General features: G+C 46.9%; 18 protein-coding genes and 1 tRNA gene. 11 read left to right on the forward strand and 8 right to left on the reverse strand.

Annotation, left to right across the window (positions count from 1 at the left end; genetic code table 11):
• The first annotated feature begins 29 nt into the window (after window positions 1–29).
• The 3 genes from RIG61_03915 to RIG61_03925 all read left to right on the forward strand — a co-directional run bounded on the left by RIG61_03915 (window position 30) and on the right by RIG61_03925 (window position 2,943).
• On the forward strand, window positions 30–524 hold the full coding sequence (locus RIG61_03915; GenBank protein ID MEQ9618305.1) for a DUF427 domain-containing protein: 495 nt from the start codon (window positions 30–32) through the stop codon (window positions 522–524).
• Window positions 525–694: 170 nt separating this feature from the next.
• A complete protein-coding gene (locus tag RIG61_03920; protein ID MEQ9618306.1) occupies window positions 695–1,447 on the forward strand; it encodes an ATP-binding cassette domain-containing protein in 753 nt (250 codons plus the stop codon).
• A 20-nt stretch (window positions 1,448–1,467) separates the two neighbouring features.
• The gene (locus RIG61_03925) at window positions 1,468–2,943 is read left to right on the forward strand and encodes a glycine betaine ABC transporter substrate-binding protein (protein ID MEQ9618307.1); all 1,476 of its coding nucleotides are present in this window, start codon (window positions 1,468–1,470) and stop codon (window positions 2,941–2,943) included.
• Window positions 2,944–2,987: 44 nt separating this feature from the next.
• Here the strand turns inward: RIG61_03925 and RIG61_03930 are convergent, their stop codons facing one another.
• The gene (locus RIG61_03930; GenBank protein ID MEQ9618308.1) at window positions 2,988–3,710 is read right to left on the reverse strand and encodes a hypothetical protein; all 723 of its coding nucleotides are present in this window, start codon (window positions 3,708–3,710) and stop codon (window positions 2,988–2,990) included.
• 518 nt (window positions 3,711–4,228) lie between these two features.
• Here RIG61_03930 and ispE point away from each other — a divergent pair.
• Together ispE and RIG61_03940 are read left to right on the forward strand one after the other, a co-directional pair.
• The gene (gene ispE, locus RIG61_03935) at window positions 4,229–5,113 is read left to right on the forward strand and encodes a 4-(cytidine 5'-diphospho)-2-C-methyl-D-erythritol kinase (protein MEQ9618309.1); all 885 of its coding nucleotides are present in this window, start codon (window positions 4,229–4,231) and stop codon (window positions 5,111–5,113) included.
• Between the two features lie 84 nt (window positions 5,114–5,197).
• Complete coding sequence (locus RIG61_03940; GenBank protein ID MEQ9618310.1) at window positions 5,198–5,722, forward strand: gamma carbonic anhydrase family protein; 525 nt, start codon at window positions 5,198–5,200, stop codon at window positions 5,720–5,722.
• Window positions 5,723–5,754: 32 nt separating this feature from the next.
• Here RIG61_03940 and RIG61_03945 read toward each other — a convergent pair whose 3' ends face one another.
• Complete coding sequence (locus tag RIG61_03945) at window positions 5,755–7,368, reverse strand: ATP-binding protein (protein MEQ9618311.1); 1,614 nt, start codon at window positions 7,366–7,368, stop codon at window positions 5,755–5,757.
• 63 nt (window positions 7,369–7,431) lie between these two features.
• Entirely contained in the window at window positions 7,432–7,911 is a 480-nt protein-coding gene (locus tag RIG61_03950; protein ID MEQ9618312.1) for a CAP domain-containing protein, read from the reverse strand.
• A 960-nt stretch (window positions 7,912–8,871) separates the two neighbouring features.
• Here RIG61_03950 and RIG61_03955 point away from each other — a divergent pair.
• The 5 genes from RIG61_03955 to RIG61_03975 all read left to right on the forward strand — a co-directional run bounded on the left by RIG61_03955 (window position 8,872) and on the right by RIG61_03975 (window position 13,224).
• A tRNA-Glu gene (locus tag RIG61_03955) sits at window positions 8,872–8,949 on the forward strand.
• Window positions 8,950–9,215: 266 nt separating this feature from the next.
• Window positions 9,216–9,689, forward strand: coding sequence for a hypothetical protein (locus tag RIG61_03960; GenBank protein MEQ9618313.1), 474 nt, complete (start codon window positions 9,216–9,218; stop codon window positions 9,687–9,689).
• A gap of 84 nt (window positions 9,690–9,773) precedes the next feature.
• Entirely contained in the window at window positions 9,774–10,316 is a 543-nt protein-coding gene (locus RIG61_03965) for a heme NO-binding domain-containing protein (protein MEQ9618314.1), read from the forward strand.
• 2 nt (window positions 10,317–10,318) lie between these two features.
• Window positions 10,319–12,475, forward strand: a complete 2,157-nt coding sequence (locus RIG61_03970; GenBank protein MEQ9618315.1) for an ATP-binding protein — start codon at window positions 10,319–10,321, stop codon at window positions 12,473–12,475.
• A 143-nt stretch (window positions 12,476–12,618) separates the two neighbouring features.
• The gene (locus RIG61_03975; protein ID MEQ9618316.1) at window positions 12,619–13,224 is read left to right on the forward strand and encodes a calcium-binding protein; all 606 of its coding nucleotides are present in this window, start codon (window positions 12,619–12,621) and stop codon (window positions 13,222–13,224) included.
• A 167-nt stretch (window positions 13,225–13,391) separates the two neighbouring features.
• Here RIG61_03975 and RIG61_03980 read toward each other — a convergent pair whose 3' ends face one another.
• Window positions 13,392–14,132 carry a glycosyltransferase family 2 protein gene (locus RIG61_03980; protein MEQ9618317.1) on the reverse strand — a complete coding sequence of 247 codons (741 nt, stop codon included), beginning with the start codon at window positions 14,130–14,132 and terminating at the stop codon, window positions 13,392–13,394.
• Between the two features lie 143 nt (window positions 14,133–14,275).
• Complete coding sequence (locus tag RIG61_03985; GenBank protein MEQ9618318.1) at window positions 14,276–15,253, reverse strand: family 43 glycosylhydrolase; 978 nt, start codon at window positions 15,251–15,253, stop codon at window positions 14,276–14,278.
• 193 nt (window positions 15,254–15,446) lie between these two features.
• Between RIG61_03985 and RIG61_03990 the strand changes: the two genes are divergently transcribed.
• Window positions 15,447–17,066, forward strand: a complete 1,620-nt coding sequence (locus RIG61_03990) for a glycosyltransferase family 39 protein (protein MEQ9618319.1) — start codon at window positions 15,447–15,449, stop codon at window positions 17,064–17,066.
• Between the two features lie 480 nt (window positions 17,067–17,546).
• Here RIG61_03990 and RIG61_03995 read toward each other — a convergent pair whose 3' ends face one another.
• The 3 genes from RIG61_03995 to RIG61_04005 all read right to left on the reverse strand — a co-directional run bounded on the left by RIG61_03995 (window position 17,547) and on the right by RIG61_04005 (window position 23,912).
• Window positions 17,547–22,802 carry a pentapeptide repeat-containing protein gene (locus RIG61_03995; protein ID MEQ9618320.1) on the reverse strand — a complete coding sequence of 1,752 codons (5,256 nt, stop codon included), beginning with the start codon at window positions 22,800–22,802 and terminating at the stop codon, window positions 17,547–17,549.
• A 270-nt stretch (window positions 22,803–23,072) separates the two neighbouring features.
• The gene (locus RIG61_04000) at window positions 23,073–23,447 is read right to left on the reverse strand and encodes a peptide chain release factor-like protein (protein ID MEQ9618321.1); all 375 of its coding nucleotides are present in this window, start codon (window positions 23,445–23,447) and stop codon (window positions 23,073–23,075) included.
• A gap of 9 nt (window positions 23,448–23,456) precedes the next feature.
• Window positions 23,457–23,912, reverse strand: a complete 456-nt coding sequence (locus tag RIG61_04005) for a CBS domain-containing protein (protein ID MEQ9618322.1) — start codon at window positions 23,910–23,912, stop codon at window positions 23,457–23,459.
• Between the last annotated feature and the right edge of the window lie 73 nt (window positions 23,913–23,985).

The raw sequence follows: 23,985 nt of genomic DNA on the forward strand, positions 1-23,985 counted from the left end.
TATATTTGTGAAGGTTTCAACAAACTACTATGAAACATAAACGAATAGAACCCGGACCGGGTCAGGAATCCGTGTGGGACTATCCGAGACCCCCGGCAGTCGAGGATACGGACAAACACGTCGAAGTCTTTTTCAACAACATACTGATAGCGGATTCCACAGATGCTAAAAGGGTGCTTGAAACGAGCAGTCCTCCGGTATTCTATATCCCGCCGCAGGACATCGAAATGAAATACCTTATAAAGAGCGGGAGAACCACCTATTGCGAATGGAAGGGCATTGCCTCATATTACACCCTGGAAGTACACGATAAGCGCGCCGAGGACGCGGCCTGGTATTATCCCGACCCTACAGCCGGATATGAGTCCATTCAAGATTACGTCGCCTTCTACCCCGGGCGCATGGACGCCTGCTACGTTGACGGCGAGCTTGTAAAAGCCCAGCCGGGCGAATTTTACGGTGGCTGGATTACAAGCGACATCACCGGTCCCTTCAAGGGCGAGCGCGGAACAGAGGGCTGGTAATCCCGCCGACTTTGATAACATTGCAATACATCCGAGGGTATTCCTCTATCAAGTTTTAGAGTTAAAATCCTGCGCGTTCCGACCGAAGTGGCCAATCACCGAGCTCCTGCCAAATTCCTGCTCAACGAATATGATATATTAAGAAAATTGAATTTGATTAAGGATGTAATTTGATCGAGCTTAGAAATATATCGAAATCTTACGGGAAAACAGTAGCGGCAGACAACATCGATCTGTCTCTAGAAGCCGGTAGAACAACCGTTATTATCGGGCCCAGCGGATGCGGCAAATCCACCCTTCTGAGGGTCATCACGGGCCTCGTGACGCCGGACAGCGGTGAAGTGCTCATAGAGGGGACGAGCCTGAGCCCGTCAAGCTTAATATCTCTCAGGAGGAAGATGGGTTACGTAATACAGGAGGGCGGCCTGTTCCCGAATCTGACGGCAGAGGGGAACGTATCCCTCATGGCGCGGTATCTGGGACGCGGCAACGAAGATATCAAGGCCCGAATTGATGAGCTCTGCGAATTGACAAAATTCCCACCGGATGCCCTAAATCGATACCCGCTTCAGATCTCGGGAGGTCAGAGGCAGCGGGTGAGCTTAATGCGCGCCCTGATGCTCGATCCCGATATACTGCTGCTTGACGAGCCGCTCGGATCGCTCGATCCCCTCATAAGGAGCGAGCTTCAAAACGATCTTAAAGAGATATTTCGCAACCTCGGCAAAACGGTGGTCATGGTTACGCACGATATAGGCGAGGCCGGTTTCCTGGGCGACAACATCGTATTTATGCGAGAAGGAAGAATCTTGCAGAAAGGAAGCATTGAAGACCTGGTCAGGCGGCCCTCCGACAGATTCGTCACTAAATTCATAAACGCGCAGCGGAGTCCGGTCAATTTCACGGGAGATGCGGCCGATTGAAAATTCCCTGTTTACTCCTTATCCCCTTATTTCTCATCCTGCACGGCTGTTCCGCTCAGGACACGTCCGAAGATAAATTAAAAATCGGCTCCAAAACATTTACCGAGTCCGTAATACTGGGCGAGCTCATCTCCCAGCTCGCAAGAAGCGAAGGGGCAAGCGTCGAATACAGAAAGGAACTGGGAGGTACGAGAGTCCTGTGGAACGCGCTTCTAGAAGGAAACATAGATGTCTATCCCGAGTACACGGGCACCATTACGGAGGAGATACTATCGGGAAAAAATATTTCAGATACGAGAGGGTTAAAAGCCGAGCTGGCTCTCCATAATATCGAGATGAGCCGGCCGCTCGGTTTCAATAACACATACGCGCTGGGTATGAAAAAAGCGCTTGCGGATAAGCTTGGAATAACGAAGATTTCCGACCTCAGAGGATTTCCCGGTCTCAGGTTCGGATTCTCAAATGAGTTTATGGACCGTGGAGACGGCTGGCCGAGCCTCCAAAGGAGCTACAGCCTTCCTCACGAAAACGTAACGGGACTCGATCACGATCTCGCCTACAGGGGGCTTGAGAACGGGGGCATCGACGTAATCGATTTATACGCAACGGATGCCGAGATAAAATATTACGGCATCCTGGTTCTGGAGGACGACCTCAAGCACTTCACCGATTATAACGCGGTTATTCTCTACCGGAAAGAAATTGAGGACACTCATCCGGAGGCGCTTAAAGCGATATTGAGCCTTGAGAATCTCATACCGGAAGCGGCGATGTCGGGGATGAACGCTTCTGTCAAAATAGAAGGAATTCCCGAAAGCCGGGCTGCCTCAGACTTTCTCAATGAAACGATATCCCTTAAAACCGACCCGGCTCAAGACAGTTTTCTGGCCAGGCTCTACCGAAACACAGTGGAGCATCTGTTCCTTGTGGCCGTTTCTCTGGGCGCAGCCATTATTCTTTCGATTCCCCTCGGAATCCTGGCCTTTAAAAATCAAAGAGTCGGGCACGCCGTCCTGGGACTGGTGGGTATTATACAAACCCTCCCGTCGCTCGCGCTTCTCGTGTTTATGATCCCCTTCTTCGGAATAGGAACCGTGCCTGCAATCGTCGCTCTTTTCCTCTACAGCCTGCTACCCATCGTCAGAAACACCTATTCGGGCCTTCAGGATATTCCGTCCGATGTAAGGGAATCGGCGGAGGCGCTCGGACTGCCCCCTTTGGCGCGCCTGAGACTGATCGAAATGCCGCTTGCCTCAAGGTCGATTCTCTCGGGAATCAAGACATCGGCTGTTATCAACGTGGGAACCGCCACCCTCGGAGCGCTTATAGGCGCGGGCGGATACGGTCAGCCTATCCTGACGGGCATAAGGCTCGACAATATGGGGCTGATTCTGGAGGGCGCAATACCTGCCGCTGTCCTTGCGCTTTTAGTGCAGGGTCTATTCGATCTGTCGGAATTCTTTTTCGTTCCGAAGGGTCTGAGACTCAAAAACTAGCGCCACTCCCGGGAAGTAATCTGTAACAGCTTGAAGAGATATTTCTAGTTCCGGCTGAAATCGAGCGACATGCTCAAGCCCCTTATTGTGCCCGTTGCCTTTTGAAGGGCTTTATCGTCTTTGCTGAAAACAAACTCCGTTTTGAACTCGAAGTCGTTACTCCCTGAGACGGGCACGTCGCTCTTAAGATAATACAGGTATGTAAATTTCGTGGACTTGTCGGACTGCTCGGTGTCGTACGGCTGACCGAGCGTTTCTACGATATTCTCCATTTTTGGAATCTCGTCCGGATTATCTCCCTTGAACTCAGAGCTGGCGCTCTTTTTGAGCTTGCTTATATCCGCGTCTCCCATAGATGAAAACATTCTCTTTAAAAGCGGGATCGACAGGTTTTTCAGAAAGCGCTCCGGGAAGGTTATCTCCGCCACCATATCCTCCCGCATCACCATTAAAACAGGGATATCATATTCGCCGTTTTCATCATTTGAGAGCAGATACTGCTTCTCGAACACATAGGTCCATAACTCCTCCCGCTCCTTCTCTTTTACAGAGTAAGGGCCGTTCTTCATGAGCCAGACCATATCGTCCGATTTGAGCACAGGATTGAGAAATACTAGAGTGAGCCCGCCTTCATCGTTAAGCTCGAAGTTTTCCTCAAATGATTTGAGCTGGTTCTGTACCTTGTGCAGTCTCAAAAACACGCAGCTCATTATGGGCAGAATAATCGCGACCAATAAAACGGATGCTAATATGCGTCTGGGATTCATATAAATAATCCTGTCAAATAAACTAGGTTTTGTTTGTAGAGAAAAACAATTTAAAGAATACCTTACTTGAAAATTTCGTGCGGCTTTCAAATATTCTCTGACTCTAAATGACAGGCCTCAAATGCAAAAACGGGAGTAATTCTCAGTTTAAGAATTACTCCCGTTCTCTTAAAGGAGGATGGAGGATGATTTTAAGTGCGATGTTTAATTTTATAATATAAATTAAAGTACGATACTTTAAATGTCAAGTCCTTATTTCCGGCAGTCCGTACATTTTCGCCATAATTTTTATTACGCCCGCATAACCACCTGTATCTATTCAATAGTTTTGCAGTTTCAACCATGCAGAATTTATATTGCAAATCTCATAAAATTAATAAAACTCCCCCTTTTATTTTAACTGGAAAGAAAATGCAAACTTCTGATCTCAAGGTAAAAATCAACATCCGGACTAATGTTAAATTATTTCGATTGAAAATCCCGCAATATCCATTAAATTGTAGCTCGGTAAACTCACCATGCGCTCCATAACACTGCTTTCGCCGGCAAAAATAAATTTAACCCTCGAGGTGCTCGGACAGAGGCCCGACGGATACCATGAGATAAGATCGTTAATGCAGCCTGTAGACCTGTTCGACGAGGTTCGCGTAGAGACGATCGATACCCCCGGAATCGAGTTCACGTCGAGCGGCATCGAAATCCCTTCAGGAGCCTATAATCTCGCCTCAAGAGCCGCGGAAATTTACCTGAAGAAAGCCGGTCTCAAATCAGGCGTAAAGATTCATATAAAGAAAAAGATTCCTACGGGAGCAGGCCTCGGAGGAGGCAGCGGCAACGCTGCCGCGGTGCTCACGGGAATGAACAGGATATTTAACGCGCTCACGGAGGAGGACTTATTCCTTCTCTCTCCCGGACTAGGGGCTGACGTAGCCTTTTTCATCCGCTCCGCAACCGCTCTAGTCCACGGTATCGGAGAAAGAATTACAGTGCTCAGGGACTTTCCTCTCTTCTGCTATGTGGTCCTCTGCCCGAACCTTGAGATAGCCACCGCGGATATCTACAGAAAATGGGACGAATTGAACAAAGATACCGTTATGGAAACGGGGGACGGGAGAGATATAGCTGAGGACATTGAGCGGTTCAAAAGCGGGGACGGCGATTTCCCTCTGATGAACGATCTGGAGCTCCCGGCATCTGCGCTCCATCCTGAGATAAAGGCCTACAAAGAGATACTCTTCTCCCTGGGAGCGAAGAACGTACTAATGACGGGAAGCGGCTCCGCTGTTTTCGCCGTGTTCGGAGACGAAGATGAGGCGCTTCAAATATACGATTACTTAAAAACGACCCCCACGTTCCGGGTTTATTTCACGAGGGGAATCAAAGGATGGCACAGAATAATTTAATAATAGGTAACCCCTATCCTGGGTAAAATTAACTTATCCCAATCGAATATCTTCGATTATGTGCTATCACACAGGAGGATCAAATTGATATACTCACTCGGAGAGCGAAAAGTCGAAATAATAGGCGGGGACTATTTCATCGCGGATAATGCCGTAGTCATAGGCTCCGTTATCATCCATAATAACGTAAGCATCTGGTTCAACGCGGTCCTGAGGGGAGACCACGACCCCATCACTATACTGGAGGACACGAATATTCAGGACGGTGTTGTCATACACGCCGACGAAGGCGTTCCCGCGACTGTTGGAAGGGGGGTCACGGTGGGGCACCAGGCCATGCTTCACGGATGCACTATCGGGGATAACAGCCTTGTCGGAATAAACGCCGTGATTTTGAATAACGCCAAGATCGGAAAAAACTGCATAATCGGCGCCAACTGCCTTATCACACAGGGTAAGGAAATCCCGGACAATTCGATGGTGCTCGGCTCTCCGGGCAAGGTGGCAAGGGAGGTCACGGAGAAGGAGATAGAAGAGCTTAAGTTATCAGCAGAGCACTATGTAAAGAACTTCAAACGGTTTAAAAAGGACTTACGCACAGAAGGTTAACCGACATTCATGCATGGAGCATAACGGTTAAATCACCCGTAAAGCTCCTCCACGTACTCCCCTGATTTCCCCTCTTCAAGCGCTGAGGAAATTTCCCTGTAGAATTCTTCGCCGTACTCTCTAGTCTTAACTACTACAGGCATCGGGACCGAATGCCCCAGAATAAGAGCCTGCTGCTTCGTGTCCAGGCTCGCGAGAACGGACCTCAGCCCCGACGTATTGCTAACCCCCGTGAGCACCGATTGTATGTCCTTCTCGTCGTTAAGCAGAGCCGTAATCCTAGTTCCCACCTGCGATATGACCTCGTCGTCTATACCCGACGGGCGCTGATCCACTATGAGCATAGTCACGGAGTACTTTCTAAGCTCCCTCGCTATCGTGCCGAATATAGTCTGCTTCGCCGCGTGTGAGTTAAGGAACTTGTGAGCCTCCTCTATCGTAATCATAAGCTGCCTCGGCTTGTCCGACTGATCCTTGGTAGCGTGGTACCTTTCCGTTCTGTCTATATAAAAATCATGTATGCGTCTCGACAGGATATTAGCGGCGAGCAGATAGGCAAGCGTGCTGTTGCTTCTGCCGAACTCAAGCACTATGTTAATACCGCGCCCCAGATAATCTATTATTTTCTTTATCGTCCCTTCACTCTGAGCGTTATCCTCGACTATAAAGGGAAGCGCCCTGATCCGGTTGAGCTTCCTTCTCATCGCGGAGAGGGACTGCATGTGAATTCCGAGCTCTTTTGAGATATTTCCAAGCTCCTCTTCGTCCCAAGAGAGAAGCTCGCTCAGCCACTTGCCGCCGTACCTCCTGTAGATTGCGAAGGCGGACTCGATAGCCGTGGTGTTCAGCTGAAGCTCGTCCTGAAGTAGAGCTATGTCTTCTATATCGATCTGGTCGAGTGAAATGAACGCTTCTACATCAGGCTTCCTCCCCCTCTTTCTTGTCGAATCGGGGTCGAGCGAAAAAATGGCGACCTTGTCCGGGAATAGCTGTTTCAACCCTTTCACAAAACCCTTCGAGTCCTCGCTTTCCGTCTCCCATCCGTACTCGTTATGCATGTCGAATATAAGGTTCACTGCCTTGCCGTACCTGATTACCCCGGCGAGCATCACCCTTGTAAGAAAGGTCTTTCCGGTCCCGCTCTTGCCGAATATCCCGTTACTCCGCTCGACGAACCTGTCCAGATTGACGCAGACGGGTATTTCCATGTCGAGAGGCGTCCCGATGTTGAAGAACCTGCCCTTCCCGTCTTCCGTGCCGAAAACCGTGCTCACGTCTTTCCGTGTCGCCTCCGAAACTTCTGCAAAATGTGGCGGTATTGTCTTCACGGGTCTCAGCTCCTCGTCCCTGTGGGAGAGCATGAGCATCGGCCTAAGCTCGACAGTCGCGTATGTGTTCGTGCCCGAAAGCACCTGCCGCAGAAGCTCGTCCTCCTGTGACGGGGGGTTTATCAGTATATTCGGGGAAGAGGCGTCAAGCCTTACGTCCGTAATAAGGGAGAAGAACTGGTGATACATGCCCGAGACGACTACGAATTTGCCGGCCTTGACTTCCTCGATGCTCCTCTCGGGGCTCAGTTTCATTTGAAGCCCTTCAATGAGCGAGCCGCTCGTAATAAGGCCCAGTTCCTTGGTATGATCCGTCATATGCCTGGCATTCAGAATATCAAAACGGGCGCGCTTTAGCAAGGAAAGCGCTTTTATACAGGGTCAGTCGTTCTCGGTCGCGAGGTCAAGAGTCCAGTACATAGCGCCACTGCCCTGAAATATCCCCCCGGCCGCTCCGACGCCCGCTTCCTCAAAAACAGGGTTCATTATTATGGCGCAGTGGGCCGGCGAATTGAGCCAGTTATCTATTACATTGGCCCCGTTATCGAGTCCGACAAGTATGTTCTCGCCGAACGTAAACCAGTCATAGCCCTCCATAAGCAGCCTGTCGCCCGGGTCGCTGCCGTCCGAGCCTATGTGAGTTAGCTCTCTCATTTGGGCCATGTCGATTGAGTGATTAAGCGCGGCGCTCTCGATCCTCGTGTCCCAGCCGACGGGCGGGGCGGCCGGAAAAAAGTTGCCGCCGCAATTCCTCGACTGAGCCCTCGCCTCGTTTATCAGGTCCAGCATGGCGGCTTGAAAGTCATTAAGCGGCCCGCCTGCATCGGGATCAGGTGGAGAGGGATTTGAAGGAGGATTCAAAGCGGGACCGCTCAGGGGCTCGTCCAGTACCGCCCCTGTTCCGCCTGTGGAGCCGTCTCCGCTCTCAGAGCCGCCGTCACACGCGGCAAATATAAAAAGTAGTAAAAGCAGTATCCCGTTTATCGTAAGTAACTTTTTGATTCGCTTGCTCCTCCCATTCAGTTTTGAACCTATAATCTTTCGTTACAAAATGTCTTTACATATTGTTTTGTTTCTTGATTTTTCATTCCCTCTTTTTATAAAGGCACGGGGTATCAATTAGATCATTTAAATAGCCCCGTCACCATGAGCCTGTCGAAACATGTAATTTCGATCAACCACAGGAACCCTTTCCTTGTCATTGCGAGCGCGGCAATCTAGCTTTTTTTAGTCTTCACCCTGAATCATGTCCCGAACTCATTTCAGGCTCTATTCGGAATCTCTAACCCGTTCATCCTGAGCGCACACATCGTGTGCAGTCAAAGGATTTATATGTTTGTCATTCTGAACTCGTTTCAGAATCTCGCCTTTTAAACCGTTCATCCTGAGCCCGTCGAAGGATGTCATCCTTTTGTCATTCGACTTACCCCGACATTACAGAAATTGCGTCAAGAAAATGAATTACGAAGTCGTAAAAATATTTTAGGGCTGCGGATAGAATTAAAATATTTTAGACATAGTAATTTATTTTTAGCCATTTCTGTTTGTCGGTGATTTTTGCTTCTTTTTATCAAGAAAAAGAAGAAATATTTGCCTTTTCTTCATCCTTCCAACGACCTCGATCATGTATGAGGCCGGAAGGCCGGATTAGATGTAGTCAAATAACAACCTTATTGAACAACTACCTAAAAACCTCCAGCGCAATTAATTATACAGCCGTTAAGCTTTTTCTGTCGATACAATAAAGCCGGCGCGCAAAAACTAAATTTTTTGATTTTATTCATTCTTGTGATAAATTCTATTTTCTCTGAAACTTCATACGGCCCCTTCGTCTAGCCTGGCCTAGGACGTAGCCCTCTCAAGGCTAAAACACGGGTTCAAATCCCGTAGGGGCTACCACATTCCTCCAATCTTCATAATAAAAGTAAGAAAGATAAATACATAATCCCTTTCTAAGTAATTATAAATTAATAACAATTTTTGTCATATCAATTACCAGCTTTGTAAAAAACGCCATCCAGGTTCGATTTACAATTAAGGGAAAACCAAGAAATCTCGTGTTTTTTCAACATCTTATATCCTTAAACTAACCCATCCCTACTTTCTGGTATGTATATTGCAATAATAATTAATAAAAATAAATGAAGGATAAGAAAGGAGAGAAAATGTCTATTGCTCAAAAAAAGGGAAGAAAAACAAGATTTTTAAGTACGCTGATAGCGTTCCTAGCAGTTTCTATGGCCGCCGCTATATTCCCTCAAAGCGAAGCTAAAGCCGAATTAAACGAATCTCCCGGAATCAAGATCACAGACTGGTCCTTTTACGCAGCGTGGGGTATGTCCACTATGCACAACGTAACGATCGAGAACACAAGTGACGTAGCCTATAAAGAGATAAAAGTAAGAGTAAGTTATTACCTGTCTTACTACCCGACACAACCGAGCACGGCGGTGTTAGTTTTACCTGTAAATTTACCTCCCCGGAGCAAGGACACCTATCTGGAAGGCGGACTTGCAAGTTTAATAGTAAACCCCGGCGGGATGTTTGGTATGCATCTATCATCGGGGGAAATAGAAGTGCTGGAAGCCGTTCCCGAAACGGCGGAAACTAATGCACGGATTTCAAGAAAAGATATTTAGAAAATTTGTGTATACCACTTTTAGTTAGAAATTAGACATATTTCACAAGACTGAACGAGGCATTCGAAGGAGTGAAGGGGCAATATGAAGGGAATTGTTTTTAATCTGCTTGAGGAAACAGTCCGGCGTGAGTACGGTGAGGATACGTGGGATTCCCTCCTTGAGGAAGCCCGATTGGACGGCGTTTACACATCATTGGGAAACTATCCTGACGAGGACCTGATTAAGCTCATCAGAGCGGCGTCTTCGGCTCTCGACATGCCCAGGGACGCTATCGTCCGCTGGTTCGGCCGCAATGCCTTCCCTCTTTTTACCCAGAGATACCCGAAGTTCATGGAGGGGCATAAATCCACACGGCCGTTTTTGCTCACTCTGAATAACATCATTCATCCGGAAGTTCGAAAGATTTACCCCGGTGCCGATGTACCCGAATTTGATTACGATGTATCATCGGAGGAGGTACTCGTAATGGGGTACAGCTCCGCACGAAGACTTTGTGCGTTTGCCGAGGGTTTGATCGAGGGCGCAGCGGCTCACTATGGAGAAGACGTGATAATAGAACAGCCGAAATGCATGAACCGGGGAGACGAAAAGTGTATTCTCAGGATTTCATTCAGGAAAAGGTAAGCATGAGCGTAACCAGCGAGCTGACTCGCCTCAAGAAGCGGCTCGAGAGGGAACGTAAAGCCAGGCTCGAGGCCGAGGCGATTACCGAGAAAAGTATTCGCGAGCTTTACGAGAGGCAAGAGGAGCTCGAACTGCTTCAGCTAATAGCGGTCGCCGCTAATGAGTCCTCCACTACCGAGGAAGCGATTCGTGTCGCGGTCAATAAGGTTTGCGTTCATACCGGATGGCCCGTCGGACACGCTTACATGCTCGGTAGGGACTCTGATGAACTGATTCCCACATCTATCTGGAATTCTGAGAGCGCTCAGCAATTCGAGACGTTTCGCAAAATCACTGAAATTACTCATTTCACTCCGGGAGTCGGTTTGCCGGGACGGATATTCGTCAGCGGCAAACCGGAGTGGATTGTGGACGTGACAAAGGACTCCAATTTTCCGAGAGCGAAACAGGCGCAGGACATTGGAGTGAGGGCCGGTTTTGGTCTCCCCGTGTTAGTGGGGAGTGAGGTCGTAGCGGTACTTGAGTTTTTCTCTACCGACGCTCTGGAGCCTGATGAGCGATTATTGGAAGTCATGTCTCACGTAGGCACTCAGCTTGGGCGAGTTGTCGAGCGCAAACGGGCTGAGGAGACATTACGAGAAAGCGAAGAGCGTTTTAGAACCATATTTGAAAACTCCCAGTTAGGAATCTATCGTACAACTCCTGACGGTCGCATTCTCATGGCTAATCCCAGGTTGGTTCAAATACTGGGATATTCTTCCTTCGATGAGTTAACCTCACGCAACCTGGAAGAGGAGGGATTTGAAACTACCTCCAAGCGGAGTCAATTTAAAAAACTCATCAAACGAGAAGGCGAAATTAAGGGTTTGGAATCCACATGGAAAAGACAGGACGGCGCCGTGATTTTTGTCAGAGAAAACGCAAGAGCCGCTCTGGGAGATGACGGCGCTGTTTTATACTACGAAGGAACAGTTGAAGATATTACAGAGAACAAGAAACTCGAATCACAGCTGCTGCGGGCACAACGTATGGAAAGCGTCGGCACACTTGCCGGAGGAATCGCGCACGATCTTAACAACCTGTTTACACCTATAATGATGGCGCTCCAGATATTGCGGCAAAGGCTCCCGGATGAGAAGAGCCGGAATTTGATAGACACGGTCGAAACAAGCGCCAAACGCGGGAGTAGCTTGGTAAACCAGGTTCTCTCCTTTGCGCGGGGGATCAAAGGTGAGCGCACGGTTCTTCAAGTGAGACATCTTGTGTCCGAAGTTGTAAAGATCGCAAAAGAAACATTCCCAAAATCAGTTGAGATTCAAACTGACGTGCCGGAAGACCTCTGGGCTATAAACGGAGATCCTACGCACCTCCACCAGATTCTAATGAATCTATGCGTAAACGCTCGTGATGCTATGTCAAACGGCGGTATTTTAAGTATCACCGCTGAAAACCTGTCAATTGATGAAAGCTATGCGCAGACGAGTATAGACGCTAAAGTTGGTCCGTACATTGTTATTACCGTCTCCGATAATGGTACCGGTATCCCTCCTGCGATTCTGGACAGAATTTTCGAGCCTTTTTTTACGACAAAAAAAGCGGATGAAGGTACGGGTCTTGGTCTTTCGACAGCGTTTGGAATTGTAAAAAGCCACGGCGGATTTATTAATGTGTATAGTGAATTAGGAAGAGGAACGAAATTTAAGGTTCATTTGCCGGCTGTTGAAACGCCCGACAAGCGGAAAACGGAAGATAAGCAAGTTGAATTACCTATGGGACATGAAGAATTGGTGCTGGTTGTTGACGATGAGGTTTCAATTCGCAAGATTGCCAAAGCAATACTGGAAACATGCTGCTATAGAGCAATCACAGCAAATGATGGAGTTGAAGCCGTGGCTTTATACAAACAAAACAAGGAAGAAATCAGAGTTGTTGTGGTAGATATGATGATGCCCGTTATGGATGGTCGGTCGGTCATTCGAGAGCTGAATAGAATTAACCCGGGGGTTAAAATTATCGCTGCCAGTGGATTAAAAGAGCAATACAATCTTGCTGAAGAGACCGGCGCCGAAATATCCGCTTTTTTATCAAAGCCTTACACGGCGGAAACACTTTTACAAACTCTACATGAAACCCTCAATGCAAACACAGATACAGTTTAGCCCGGATTTATTACCTGCCTCCAAAAGCCCTTCCTGTATCACCAATATTTCAGTGCCCTCCGGCACGTTAACACTATTGCTGATCCGGGGCTCATAAAAACATAGGGTATAGTTATAATATTACTATAAAGCGAGGATTAACGATGAAATATAACCATGTGTTCTTGATTGCACTTCTTACGCTTTTTATAACCCCGCAAACCCCTGTTACCGCCGATCCCGAAAATAAAACAAACGAAGAAGCGGAGGTAAGCAAAGACGATGTCGTAATCGGCAAGGAGGGAGATGACAGGATAAATACGGGCGATGGCAACGACAACATTGCCGGAAAAGGGGGAGACGATTTTATAGAAGCGGGTGAGGGAGATGACCTGATTTCGGGCGGCGAGGGGGACGATAAAATTCTGGGCGGTCCCGGTGATGATTATATCATTGGCGGGGACGGCAACGATACTGTTGACGACGGGGCCGGTAACGATTTCATTAACCTCGGAGATGGTAACGACACCTTTGTGTACAATGTCAAAAACAATCTCGAATTTACGGATTACGCAGTCGGCGGGGAAGGGGATGATACGCTTGTAATCGTGAAGGAAGATATTGATGAGCTCATGAAAAACGAAATCATCAAGTACTATGAGAAGCAAAAAATGGTAGGCGCCGACATTGTCCATATGGGCAAATTCGACATTTCTTTGGGAGTAAGTCAGTTTGAACATGTGGTAGTTGCGACCAGTTTTTCATTTTAGCAGCGCCGCTTGAAAGAGGACTCTTTAATAAATAGGAACCAATCCTCTCTCATCTTTTTAACCCGTAGATCCGAATGCCTGTTTACAGTGTGCTGGCGCCCTCTCAATCCTGAACCCCATATTTAAACCCCACACAATAGCTATCACAGTCATCCGCTTTATATAAATCAACGATGCTTGCAAGAATTTCTAAGCGCCTTCCTCAATTTCAAATTTTGTGATAGCGAGAGAAAGCAGACTTTAAGCAGTTTCCACTTTTTAATCGACACCTCACCAGTCAGCCGGGGAAGATGGGTTACAGCTACCTCTTTGACACGATAACCTTTCCACCTCGCCGTGACAGCCAGCATAATGGAAGGTGCGAATGCATCGGGATCGATCGCATTAAAACACTCATCCAGACAGTCTTTTCGCACGATCCTGAAAGGACTATTAGCATCTCTAATATTGAAACCGAATAAGAACATGTTGGATAGCCTCAAGATATTGGTAATGAGCAGACGAGGGATTGGGTCGTGGCGTACTGCTCTATAGCCGATTACAAGATCGTTACCCTCTGATTCTCTATAGAGCTTCCAAAAATCTTTTGGATCAAATTGATAATCGCTGTCCGTATGAAAAATTAAGTCGCGCTTGGCGTTTTCATACGCAAGACGAAGCGCTTTACCATGGCCGGAGTTCTTCTCAGTTTGTAGAATCTTCACTCCTTCCAACTCACGAGCCAGATTTCTCAAAATTACCGGAGTGCTATCTGTTGAGCAGTCATTTACCACAACCATTTCAGAGCCGGGAAGCTGTCTAACAATTTCCGCATGGTAGTCGCGGACAACCTTCTCTATTACCCCTTCTTCATTAAAAACCGGCATCACAATCGAAACCGGGATTCTTTTTTGAGTCAGGTTACACAATTTAAATTTCTCATGAAGCGAGGGTTTATTATTATGTTTTTTTATAACACCTCTGAGAATTACAATTTCTGAAATCGGGGAAAAATATGCTTATACAGCCCAACCAGGTCATACTGTGTGAACAAACTTCGAGATACAGCAAACTAATTTGCTTCGTCAAATGCAAAATCTTCCTTTTTATGTGTAGCTAGACCTATCTGTTCAGTACCGCCGCGCCGGCCATTATACCAGAGATACCAAAGGTTATCGCTCTTAATTGCAAAGGGTTTATAGACCGCATCGCTATCCCAAGCCCTATAACCACCCTGTTTGATAATAGGGTTTGCCGGGTGTCTTTCCCAATTATCTATTCCATCAGGCGAACGCGCAAGACCTATCATAGCGTGGTCAATGTCTTTAAAGCCGATGTAAAACATTATATACCATCCATCGAGCTGGAGTATCTGTCCTCCGGTAACTTTGTAACTATCCCATCCGAAGCCCTCGGATGGCAGAAATATAGGTTCCGGGTACTTTATCCATGTATATTCATCGGTGCCTGTAGCATATCCTATCGCATCCGGTTCATACTGCTCACCACCTGAGTACCACATTTTGAATATCTGCTCTTTTTCATCCCAGAGGACATGTGGACCCATAACGGCGACCTTTTCCCATGGCCGGTCTGGAGAGAGTACGGGTTTATCACTACCCCTCGTCCATTTTATACCGTCCGGACTAACTGCATACCCAATGTATGAGTTATTATCAGTTTGCCCCGTATACCACATATGGTACTTATCGGAATGTTTCAAAATTACTGGTCGATTCACCTTATTCTCCCATCCTGAAGTCTTATTCGGTCTGAGCACAATTACCGGTTCACTCCAGTGTACGCCGTCTTTACTCTCGGTCAGAGCTATACTGTCCTTCGGGCGCCATGAAAACCACATACGGTATAGATTTCCCTCCTTCAAAACAGAAACGTCAAACACTGTGCCCAGTTTTCCTCCGAGCACAGGGTTTCTCTTAAACTTTATCCAGCCGCCATTTGTTTCCTGCATATATACACCAAGGATAAACAAACAAATTATCAATATTACCAATACAAGAGAAGTAACTATGTATTTAATCGTGCTCATCTCATGGAAGTACCTTGCATATATTGCGGATTTGTGAATTATTAACCCGGCATTATCAGACCGAAGTTTTTATAGAAAACGAATGAAATTGAATTATTTACACTATTACCTCATAATTCAGATTCCAAACAATGAAGGTCCCAATGAATTACACAAATTATAAATTGAAAATCTATAAGAAATTATTGTGCAAATGAAAAAATTTGCAAGAGACCAATCAATCTATATTTTCCTGCTATTTGTAATTTTAGTCCTGATAGTAGGAACTTTCTTTTTCCCAACTAATGAAAATCTGCCCAATCGAGACTCGGGTGTATTTCTATATGTAGGACAACAGATTCTTGACGGCAGCATCCCCTATCGCGACATCTGGGATCATAAAGGACCCGTAATTTATTACGTTAATGCACTTGGATTATTTATAGGCCAGGGGTCTCAATGGGGGGTGCTGTTGGTAGAGCTATTTTCGCTCTTTATTGCTGTTTCTTTGGGATATATAGTTATGAGCAAATCATTTGGAAGAATACCGGCGGTTTTTGCTTCTATAACGTGGCTCCTGGCTATAGTTTACTTAATTTATGACGACGGTATTAGAGAAAAAAGCGGTGGAAACTTAACAGAAGAATATAGCCTTCCTCTCAGTTTTGCTACTTTATACTTTTTTTGGCGATCAAGAAATTCAAGCTCGAATCTATTTTATATTTTCCTCATAGGATCGATATTCTCGATTTCGTTTTTGTTGAGACCAAATAACACGGGAATGCAAATTTCCGCTGCATTGTTTATTTTTTTTGCGGGAGTTTTAAGCCATCGAAAATATGACCTTATTAAGCAAATTCTGGCTTTTATACTCGGTTCAACTGTTATTCTGATACCCGTTTTATTCTACTTCGAATGGAATAATGCTCTCAATGATTTTTTTGACTTATTTCTGAGATATAACCTTATTCATTCCACATCCAGTTTAAGAGATAAAATAGTCTCGATATATTACGGACTCTTATTGCTTTCTCCATCCGGTCTTCCGCTAATAGCATTGGTTACTTGGATTGTCGGAATTTTTAGTATAGGAGGCGGGCTGAAGCTACAAAAAAGCCAAAGGGACTTAATTTGCCTCGGTCTAATAGGTATGCCCGTTGAATTTATTTTGGCCGCTCTTTCGGGTAGACAATATAATCACTACTACATATGCTGGCTGCCAATATTCGCAATTTTGACGAGTTTTTTTATTTTCAGCATTATCACACAATTCTCCTCTATAAAAATCAACATATTTAAACGCGCGGTCAGCTTAAACTACCTGTGGACGTTTGCTTTTCTAATTGCTATGTCAGGCTTAACATGTGTAAAGATCTATTCTAATTTTGAGGATCTCATATTATCAAATAAACAGAAACTCAATCCAGGAATCGAAAAAATCAGAAAATACACGAAAGATGAAAACTATTTATTGATGTGGGGGGCTGAGTCATCCGTAAATTATGTTACTGAAATCAAGGCTCCTACTCGCTATGTTTATCAGTATCCTTTGTATACTTGCGGTTATTACACGGAGGAAATGATAAACGAATTCCTTGATGACATTGCACAAAAAAAACCTTTAATCGTTGACACTTCCATGACAAACGAATTAATTCCTCCTATTGACGATAATGAGAGAAAACAATGGATAAATGCAGGGGGAAATACCAGAGATTGTCTGCTATCTCCAAAAATGGATGATGTATTTAAGTTTATAAACTCCAGATACGAACCCGTAGATGTAATAAGTAAAAACGGATGGACACTCTATAAATACAGGGACAATAAATAGCTGGAGCACTTAATGGCCTATTTATTCAATCCTTTTAAAGGGGAAGGTGGCTCTCAGAGGCCGCAGTGGGATCAATCCCAGCGAAGAAACAAAACCAACAAGCTCTTTTCATAAATCGAGGCCGCTGAGATAAACAGGGCCCGTCCGGGGGGCAACACAAGAATAATTTCCTTCGTTATGAGTGAGGAAAGGTTCAATCAGCTCTTTAATAACGGCAATATCGCCGATGCCGATCGCGGGATTTTATCACGCCGGCTCTGCTAAAAACAAAACGCACTCCGGGATTTTATTCCGGCGTTATTAAAATAGACAGTGGTGCACAAAGTGCCTGGAAAGCACCTTATACACAGTGGAACAAGAAATAGCACAGCTAATGCGAACTGTGTCCGAAACCCTTATAAAGTGCCAGTACGTGATCTGTACCGGACAAAGCCCTTATACTTCGGTTTCTGATTCTCTAAAGCCGTAATCTCATTACCGCTAAGTTCTAATTCTCAACCGTCTCCGTATAAACACACCCGCGGGTATCAGAGCGTAAACGAGCAATCCGGCCAATCCGCCTTTAACGCCTCTATCTCCTGATATGGCGCACGAGCTGTCGCTTCCGGCGTCAGCGCTGTCACCGACACCGCTGTCATTTACATTATCCAGAAAATCGGGCACTCCGTCACCGTCCGTATCCGGCAGCGGAAGTAAAATTCCTCCCTGATCAGGATCATACGCGTCGTTAAGCCCGTCTCCGTCCGCGTCCGAGAAATTATCCGCTATGCCGTCTCCATTGGCGTCATCAGTCCCCCCGGCCTCGAAGTGGTCCGTAAGTCCGTCTCCGTCCGAGTCAAGATCGAGCTCATTAGGTATGCCGTCCCCGTCGGGGTCCGCCGGTATTTCCAGGCGTGTCGATGTCAAAGAGCTGATTCCGTTCGTGGCGGTTTCCGTACCGTCCGGAATCCCGTCATTATCGGAATCGGCGTCAATAGCATCAGGCACGCCGTCCCCGTCCTGGTCCACGGTATCCACAGGAGGCTCGGGCGTATTGACGGGGGGCTCGGGCGGACCAGGTACCCCGCCACCCGGAGATCCTTTTACTTTGCAGAACATAGCGTCAGGGGTCGGAAGGTCAAAGCACTCCTGCCCTGCCAGGTCCGCCGGGACTTTAAGCCACGGCACATTCCAGTCGCCGTCGTTAGGGAAACACACGGGCTGTGGACGGCGGTCGACGTCGTCTGCGACAAAGCTGTCAGGCATAGTTATTCCAAATCCCAGACACCGGGGAACCATCTGACCGCCAACATCAAACACAGGACAGTCCGGATCGTTGCCCGACCATCTGCAGATATCTATCCTCTGGCACTCGGCGTATAGATCAGGGTCGTCAATTTTTAACTGATCAGAGCACTGGCAGCTGTTACTTTTAAACTCACAGAAGCTTATCGGCTTACAGCTCTCTTCCTTTGCTTTATCGAAGTTTTGTTTAAATTCATTCATATCCACAGTAATGCTCAATATTCCCGTGCTACTGTTGTACTCTCGTTCCCATGAGGAAGGCCATCCACCGGGAATATTGTCGAATTGGACAGCCAGGTTTGCAATGTTTGTCCGAACTGCATTTACAATTTGGGGGTTGTCCTCATCAATACTGTCATCCTGTCCCACATAGAATTGATATGTCTGTCTAATCTCCGGCTTTGCAAAAATTAAAAATGTGTAATATGTTTCGTTAGCTTTAAATTTATTTCTCAGTGGGAAACTGTCCTGTACTTGATTTCTGGTTGTGTCTATATAGTAATTAGCATTATTAGCCGTAAGGTTGATTCTTCCCGATATAGCAGGCCCCATCATACGTATCTCGGTATCAGGATTAGCTTCCATTTCTTCGGGACCCGTCAGAAACTGACGTATGAGAGGCACACCGTAGCAGCCTGCAGTGCAGTTAGTAGTCCAATCGGCTCCGCAACCCTGTCCGCAGCCCGGGTATATAACAGTCGATACATACTCATAGGGGCTGGTTTTAGCTGTAGCATCGGAACGACACTGGAACTGTTCAATAGGAGCGCCAAAAAACGGGTCTTCATTGACCGAGATAGTTTTCTTTACGCCGGTAAGTGAGCCGTCGTCATCGTTCAAAATCGTCTGGCGGTCTATCGCAGTCCAGCCTTGAAAGCTTGCGGAGTTATAAACACAGTAATTCTCTTTTACAGCCGGGAAATCAGTATTGAATGTGCCGGGCTCAAATAGAGGTTCTAGAACAAAATGCCTGATATCTACATTCTTAAAGTACAAGTTGTCGGAATGAAAAGCGGGAGGATAATAGAAACCGTTTGGCTGCTTCCACGCTATAGCGGCGTTGGGCAGTATGCAATTATCTTTAACCACGCGTTTTACATCGTTTCCGTTTATAACTTCTTCAACGTCTCTCGGTACACCGAGCACTCTTCCGTACATCCAGTCACTGTCACTACATGTACCGTTTTTCTCCGGTGTGCAATCAGTGACGTCAGTCTTTGTAATATCCAGATAAGCGTTTGAGCTCTGGTTAGCGGGTCCGTCATAGATATTGAAAAGGCGCTGATTCATAGCGAAGTTACTGAGCGGCATACTGATACCTTCGTTGACGGAAAGACAGTAATTATTATCAGATATAGGATTCTCACAACTGAGTCCGCCTTGGCTGAAAGGTCCGGCATTGGATGAGAATGGATTTCCATCCTCAGTGTTGCCTATGAACACATTCTTAGCCGCCAGCATAAAGCTTCCTGGCAGTAGTGAGGACTGGGTATAATCGCCCCCTGTAACAAAGGTTAGACCAGCGCCTAGGACATTCGTTATAGCGCTGTTTATTACAGTGAAAAAGGCCCGCCTCAGCCAGATAGCTGAAAAGTTAGTCTCAGTCCAGTTAAATGCGGATGTATAGCGGTCAAGCACAGTAACTGCACAGTTATCAACATTATCACCTGAGCACTCAGGGACAGTACTGCAATCCGTGCCACTGCATATTGTAGCGTTTGGATTAGCCGAATATCTTGGGTAGTAGAATTCATTTGCACTATCAATATCGCCAACCAAGCTAAGGGGTGGAGCAGGAGCAAGAAGATTTGGAACGGGTTCAATTTTAACCGATCCCCCAATACCGACTCCCTCACAAGGAGTTGTGCTCACAGTTGCGTTATAAGAATTCATAGCTGTTGAACAGTAATTACCTTTAAACTTTTTTATTGGAGCTGTTGCGGAACGACCAGGGTTGGGTTTAATCGAAGCATAAGACTCCCACTTTTGTCTCCTGGAAGGTCCGCTTACCGCTACGTTTACAGCCCAGTAGCATGCTCCGCATGCGGTTGCGCCAGCAGCCATGTTGTACTCAAGATCATTCCATCCGTTTGTAAACCAAAATACTGTTGGCTGCATATAGTCAGAGTATGAAGTAATCAAGTTTCCGTTAGTTAGTAACGGTCTTGATGGTGCTGCAGCTAGAATCCCGGGAACTTCACGGGGATTTTGCGTATTTTTGACTGCGGCTCGCGCAAGAATTCCGAGATTGGAATAGAGCTTGTTGTTAATCTCAGTACCATCCTCAAGATAATAACCATGTCCGATTGACATGAAGCCCACGTTTCTGGCGAGCGTGACTTCCTGTGTCCCGTGAAGGGTTACCCAGCGGGTCATGGAGTCGTGTATGGAGCTATCTTTTACAAACGCGCCGGGAGACTTCCTGAGAAGATGTAAATGCGCAGGATAACGCCCTTTGCGCCCTCCCTGACCGAGCTGATAAAACTCGACGCCCTGGATCTCAAGCGACTTGACACCCTGTCTGGCCATCATGTGTCCGCCGAAGTAATTGCCCGGCGTAGGGGGACCGAAATCTTCCCCAATGTTGTCGCCCCCGGAAACTATACGAATGCTTCGGCTAAGCAATGCAACTGCAGCCCTGGTCTCTACAGCAGGTTCTCCGTCAACATTTATATCAAGATTTAAACGGCCAGGGACTCCTTCCAGCGAATACGTTTTGCCATTATGCGGATACTGCAATCCCCCGGGTATTTCCGCGTTAGTGTGCGGGTCGAGCACCTTAAAATCGAATTGCCTGTTGCCTGTTTTACCGGTAATTTCGAGCTTCTCGGAGTGACCGGGTAAATAGTCGGTTGTTGTTATCACGATATGATCGCCAACATCCCAGTCTACATCTCTATCAAGAGTTAAGCTTGTAGCCCCTTTAGGTAATATCCCGTCTACATTTAACCTCGCCCAGCTTGTGCCGGAATGGGATGACGGAAGGTCGCTAAAAGTAGCCCCTTTCTTGCCGTACATCTGGAGAGTTCCGCCGAAGGAAACAGCGAGTACTTTTGAGCCGAAAAACCCGGTCTCACCGCTTACAGGGTCAGGCGCCATATACTCATAGAAGCAGTCTGTTGTTCCGTCGGGTAAAACGCTTGTCTGACAGGATGACGGGTTTACCGTATTCATAGGATTGACAGTAACGTCAATCCCGCACATTGCATCGGTTTTACACTCTATGCCCGCTTTATCGTCTTTGCTGCCGTAGAGATGAATAGTTAAAGTGCCGTTATTGCCGATAGGGTTAGCAGGGCTGCCGGCAATGAGGCTGCTGTCCTTTTCTATAAGGATTGACTTGGCCCAGAAATCTATATCTGCGTCCATGAACTCAAGCGTGCCGCCGTTATAAATATTAACGTTCCTGTAATGATAGGTGCCCGCACCCACCATGCAGTTGCCGGTTACCTCAAGGTCATCAGGATCCCCGGCGTTCCCCGGAGGAAGATTGCCGCTGCATGTGAAGACAGCTCTCGTGCTTACTATATCCTTAGCCTGATTTTCTCCGCCCGAAGTTGTTTTGGTTCCTGCGGCAAGCGTCCCGGTCAACTGGGCTCCTGAAAATTCAGCGCCTGTCGTGTCCGCGTTCTCCAGATTAGCCTGAAGGAGGTTAGCGTCTGTCAAATCCGCATTAATTAAAATTGCGCCTGATAAATTAGCGCCTGATAAATCCGCACCCTTTAAGTTGGCCCGGCTGAGATCGGCGTCTCTAAGCTCCGCCCCGCTCAGGTCGGCCTCGCTCAGGTCTGAGTCAACCAGAATCGCATCGTTAAGTATGGCCTCGCTGAGGTCAACTCCGCTCAGATCGGCCTTATTCAGATTAACCCCGCGCAGGTTACACCCTGCGCATTTATTGGTGTCCAGAAACGTGGCTACATCGTCCGCCGCCTCATCGGTCGTCGTATTGAGTATCGACTTGTCGCCTTCGGGAATTATAAAAACCGTTATTCTCTTATCAGATTTCCCGTCGTGATAGAGGCTCATCCTGTAATCTCCGGGCTCTATCAGCTCTGTCACGCATTCCCCGTTCGCGGTTACAGTCAGTATTTCGTCTCCCTCACTGTCGGAAAGGGTCGTGTGATGCTCCGCATCCCCATTATCGTCCCGCCAGCAGAACACACGCTCTGTCGCCTCGGCATACCTGTAAGGTATGACATCAAATCCTGCGCCGCCCGTGTCGCCGTCTTCCGCCTTCGACCCCGGAGGCTCCAGAAACACAACCACGATGTCGCTCTCGGGAGCGGCTGATAAATCCCCGTCTTCCGCAAACTCCGCTTCCGTACGAGTTCCCTCGGAGTCATCCGGCTTACCGCTTACAGTCTTGTTAAAATTGAAAGGTCCAAATAGAAAGAAAATAATTAAAGAAGGAACAATTATAAAAAACGGGACGTAATTTTTAATCCTCTGCATATGTATCATCCTCCTTTAAAGCTTCTGGCACAGAGTTACGGGCTTATGATAGCTGACGACCTAATTTTAAGTTTCATTGCCTCTCTCTGTCAACGGCCGTATATAAATAACTATAACCAAGTTTTTCGTGTCAATACGGACGTAGTAATTCAGCACTGTGGAAAATTATTTTAAAGCACACTTAATATAAAATGCGGCTAAACTCAAAATGGGGTTGCCGGTGCTGGCGGGAGTATTATTATCTAACAAAATGCCAGCCCTCAGCCCCGGTTAATCAGGAGTTCTTTCAGAGTCGAGCCTGCTTTTAGCCCTCCTTTTTCTCCTCTTCTTCTGCTTTCTGATCTTTTCAATCTTCTGCCGCTGAGGAGAGGCTTTTCCGTAGAGCTTTTCCTCAATCTTTCGCACGAGCTCACGGCGGGCCAGAAAACGGTTTACTCCCTGAGAGCGCTCTTTTTGAACTTTGACGGTGATGTCTGTCGGCAAATGCTTTAATTGTACGCACGTCGCAACCTTGTTCACGTTCTGTCCCCCGGGTCCTCCCGACCGTATAAACGTCTCCTCCAAATCACTTTCCCTGATTTCAAGCTCCTCCATTTTATCCCTGAGCGCCTGCTCCTTCCCGATGCTTACTCCGAATTTGCTCATTTCCAGGATTTATTCCTCAATCCTGTTCACAATCAGCTTTAGCAGGTCATGTCTCGATATCATTCCGATCGGACTGCCGTCCCTCACAACGGGCACTCTGTGCACGTGATGATCGAGCATTTTATTTATCGCTTCCGCCAACAAATCGTCTTCTTCCACAGTCACCACAGCAGTCGTCATGATTTGTTTGACCTTAATTCTCCGGGCAGCCTCGTAAGCCTTCTCCACCCCCTCTTTTGACATCCATTTCCCGAAAAGCCGGGGCGCATATATTCTGGAGAAGGGAATAGCGTGTTCCTTTGCGGCGAAATCGGACTCGGTTATAATCCCCACAAGTGTGCCGTCGCCGTCTACAACCGGAAGCCCGCCTATATTTTTATCGAGCATCAATCCTGCCGCCTCTTCCAGTGTCTCGTCCTCGTTTATCACAATTACAGGCTCCGTCATGATTTCTCTGACTTTCATAACCGTTCCTCCGGATTTATTCACAAAATTTTCGAAGTCTATTATTCTATGTGGGTATAAATTAAAAACAAAG

Source organism: Deltaproteobacteria bacterium, from assembly GCA_040223695.1.
Taxonomy (GTDB): Bacteria; Desulfobacterota_D; UBA1144; order Nemesobacterales; family UBA2774; genus JAVKFU01.

Coding starts and splice junctions, on each gene's coding strand:
- RIG61_03915 (MEQ9618305.1), top strand. CDS start 30: ATGAAACATAAACGAATAGAACCCGGACCGGGTCAGGAATCCGTGTGG.
- RIG61_03930 (MEQ9618308.1), bottom strand. CDS start 3,710: ATGAATCCCAGACGCATATTAGCATCCGTTTTATTGGTCGCGATTATT.
- ispE (MEQ9618309.1), top strand. CDS start 4,229: ATGCGCTCCATAACACTGCTTTCGCCGGCAAAAATAAATTTAACCCTC.
- RIG61_03945 (MEQ9618311.1), bottom strand. CDS start 7,368: ATGACGGATCATACCAAGGAACTGGGCCTTATTACGAGCGGCTCGCTC.
- RIG61_03960 (MEQ9618313.1), top strand. CDS start 9,216: ATGTCTATTGCTCAAAAAAAGGGAAGAAAAACAAGATTTTTAAGTACG.
- RIG61_03965 (MEQ9618314.1), top strand. CDS start 9,774: ATGAAGGGAATTGTTTTTAATCTGCTTGAGGAAACAGTCCGGCGTGAG.
- RIG61_03970 (MEQ9618315.1), top strand. CDS start 10,319: ATGAGCGTAACCAGCGAGCTGACTCGCCTCAAGAAGCGGCTCGAGAGG.
- RIG61_03975 (MEQ9618316.1), top strand. CDS start 12,619: ATGAAATATAACCATGTGTTCTTGATTGCACTTCTTACGCTTTTTATA.
- RIG61_03985 (MEQ9618318.1), bottom strand. CDS start 15,253: ATGAGCACGATTAAATACATAGTTACTTCTCTTGTATTGGTAATATTG.
- RIG61_03990 (MEQ9618319.1), top strand. CDS start 15,447: ATGAAAAAATTTGCAAGAGACCAATCAATCTATATTTTCCTGCTATTT.
- RIG61_03995 (MEQ9618320.1), bottom strand. CDS start 22,802: ATGCAGAGGATTAAAAATTACGTCCCGTTTTTTATAATTGTTCCTTCT.
- RIG61_04000 (MEQ9618321.1), bottom strand. CDS start 23,447: ATGAGCAAATTCGGAGTAAGCATCGGGAAGGAGCAGGCGCTCAGGGAT.
- RIG61_04005 (MEQ9618322.1), bottom strand. CDS start 23,912: ATGAAAGTCAGAGAAATCATGACGGAGCCTGTAATTGTGATAAACGAG.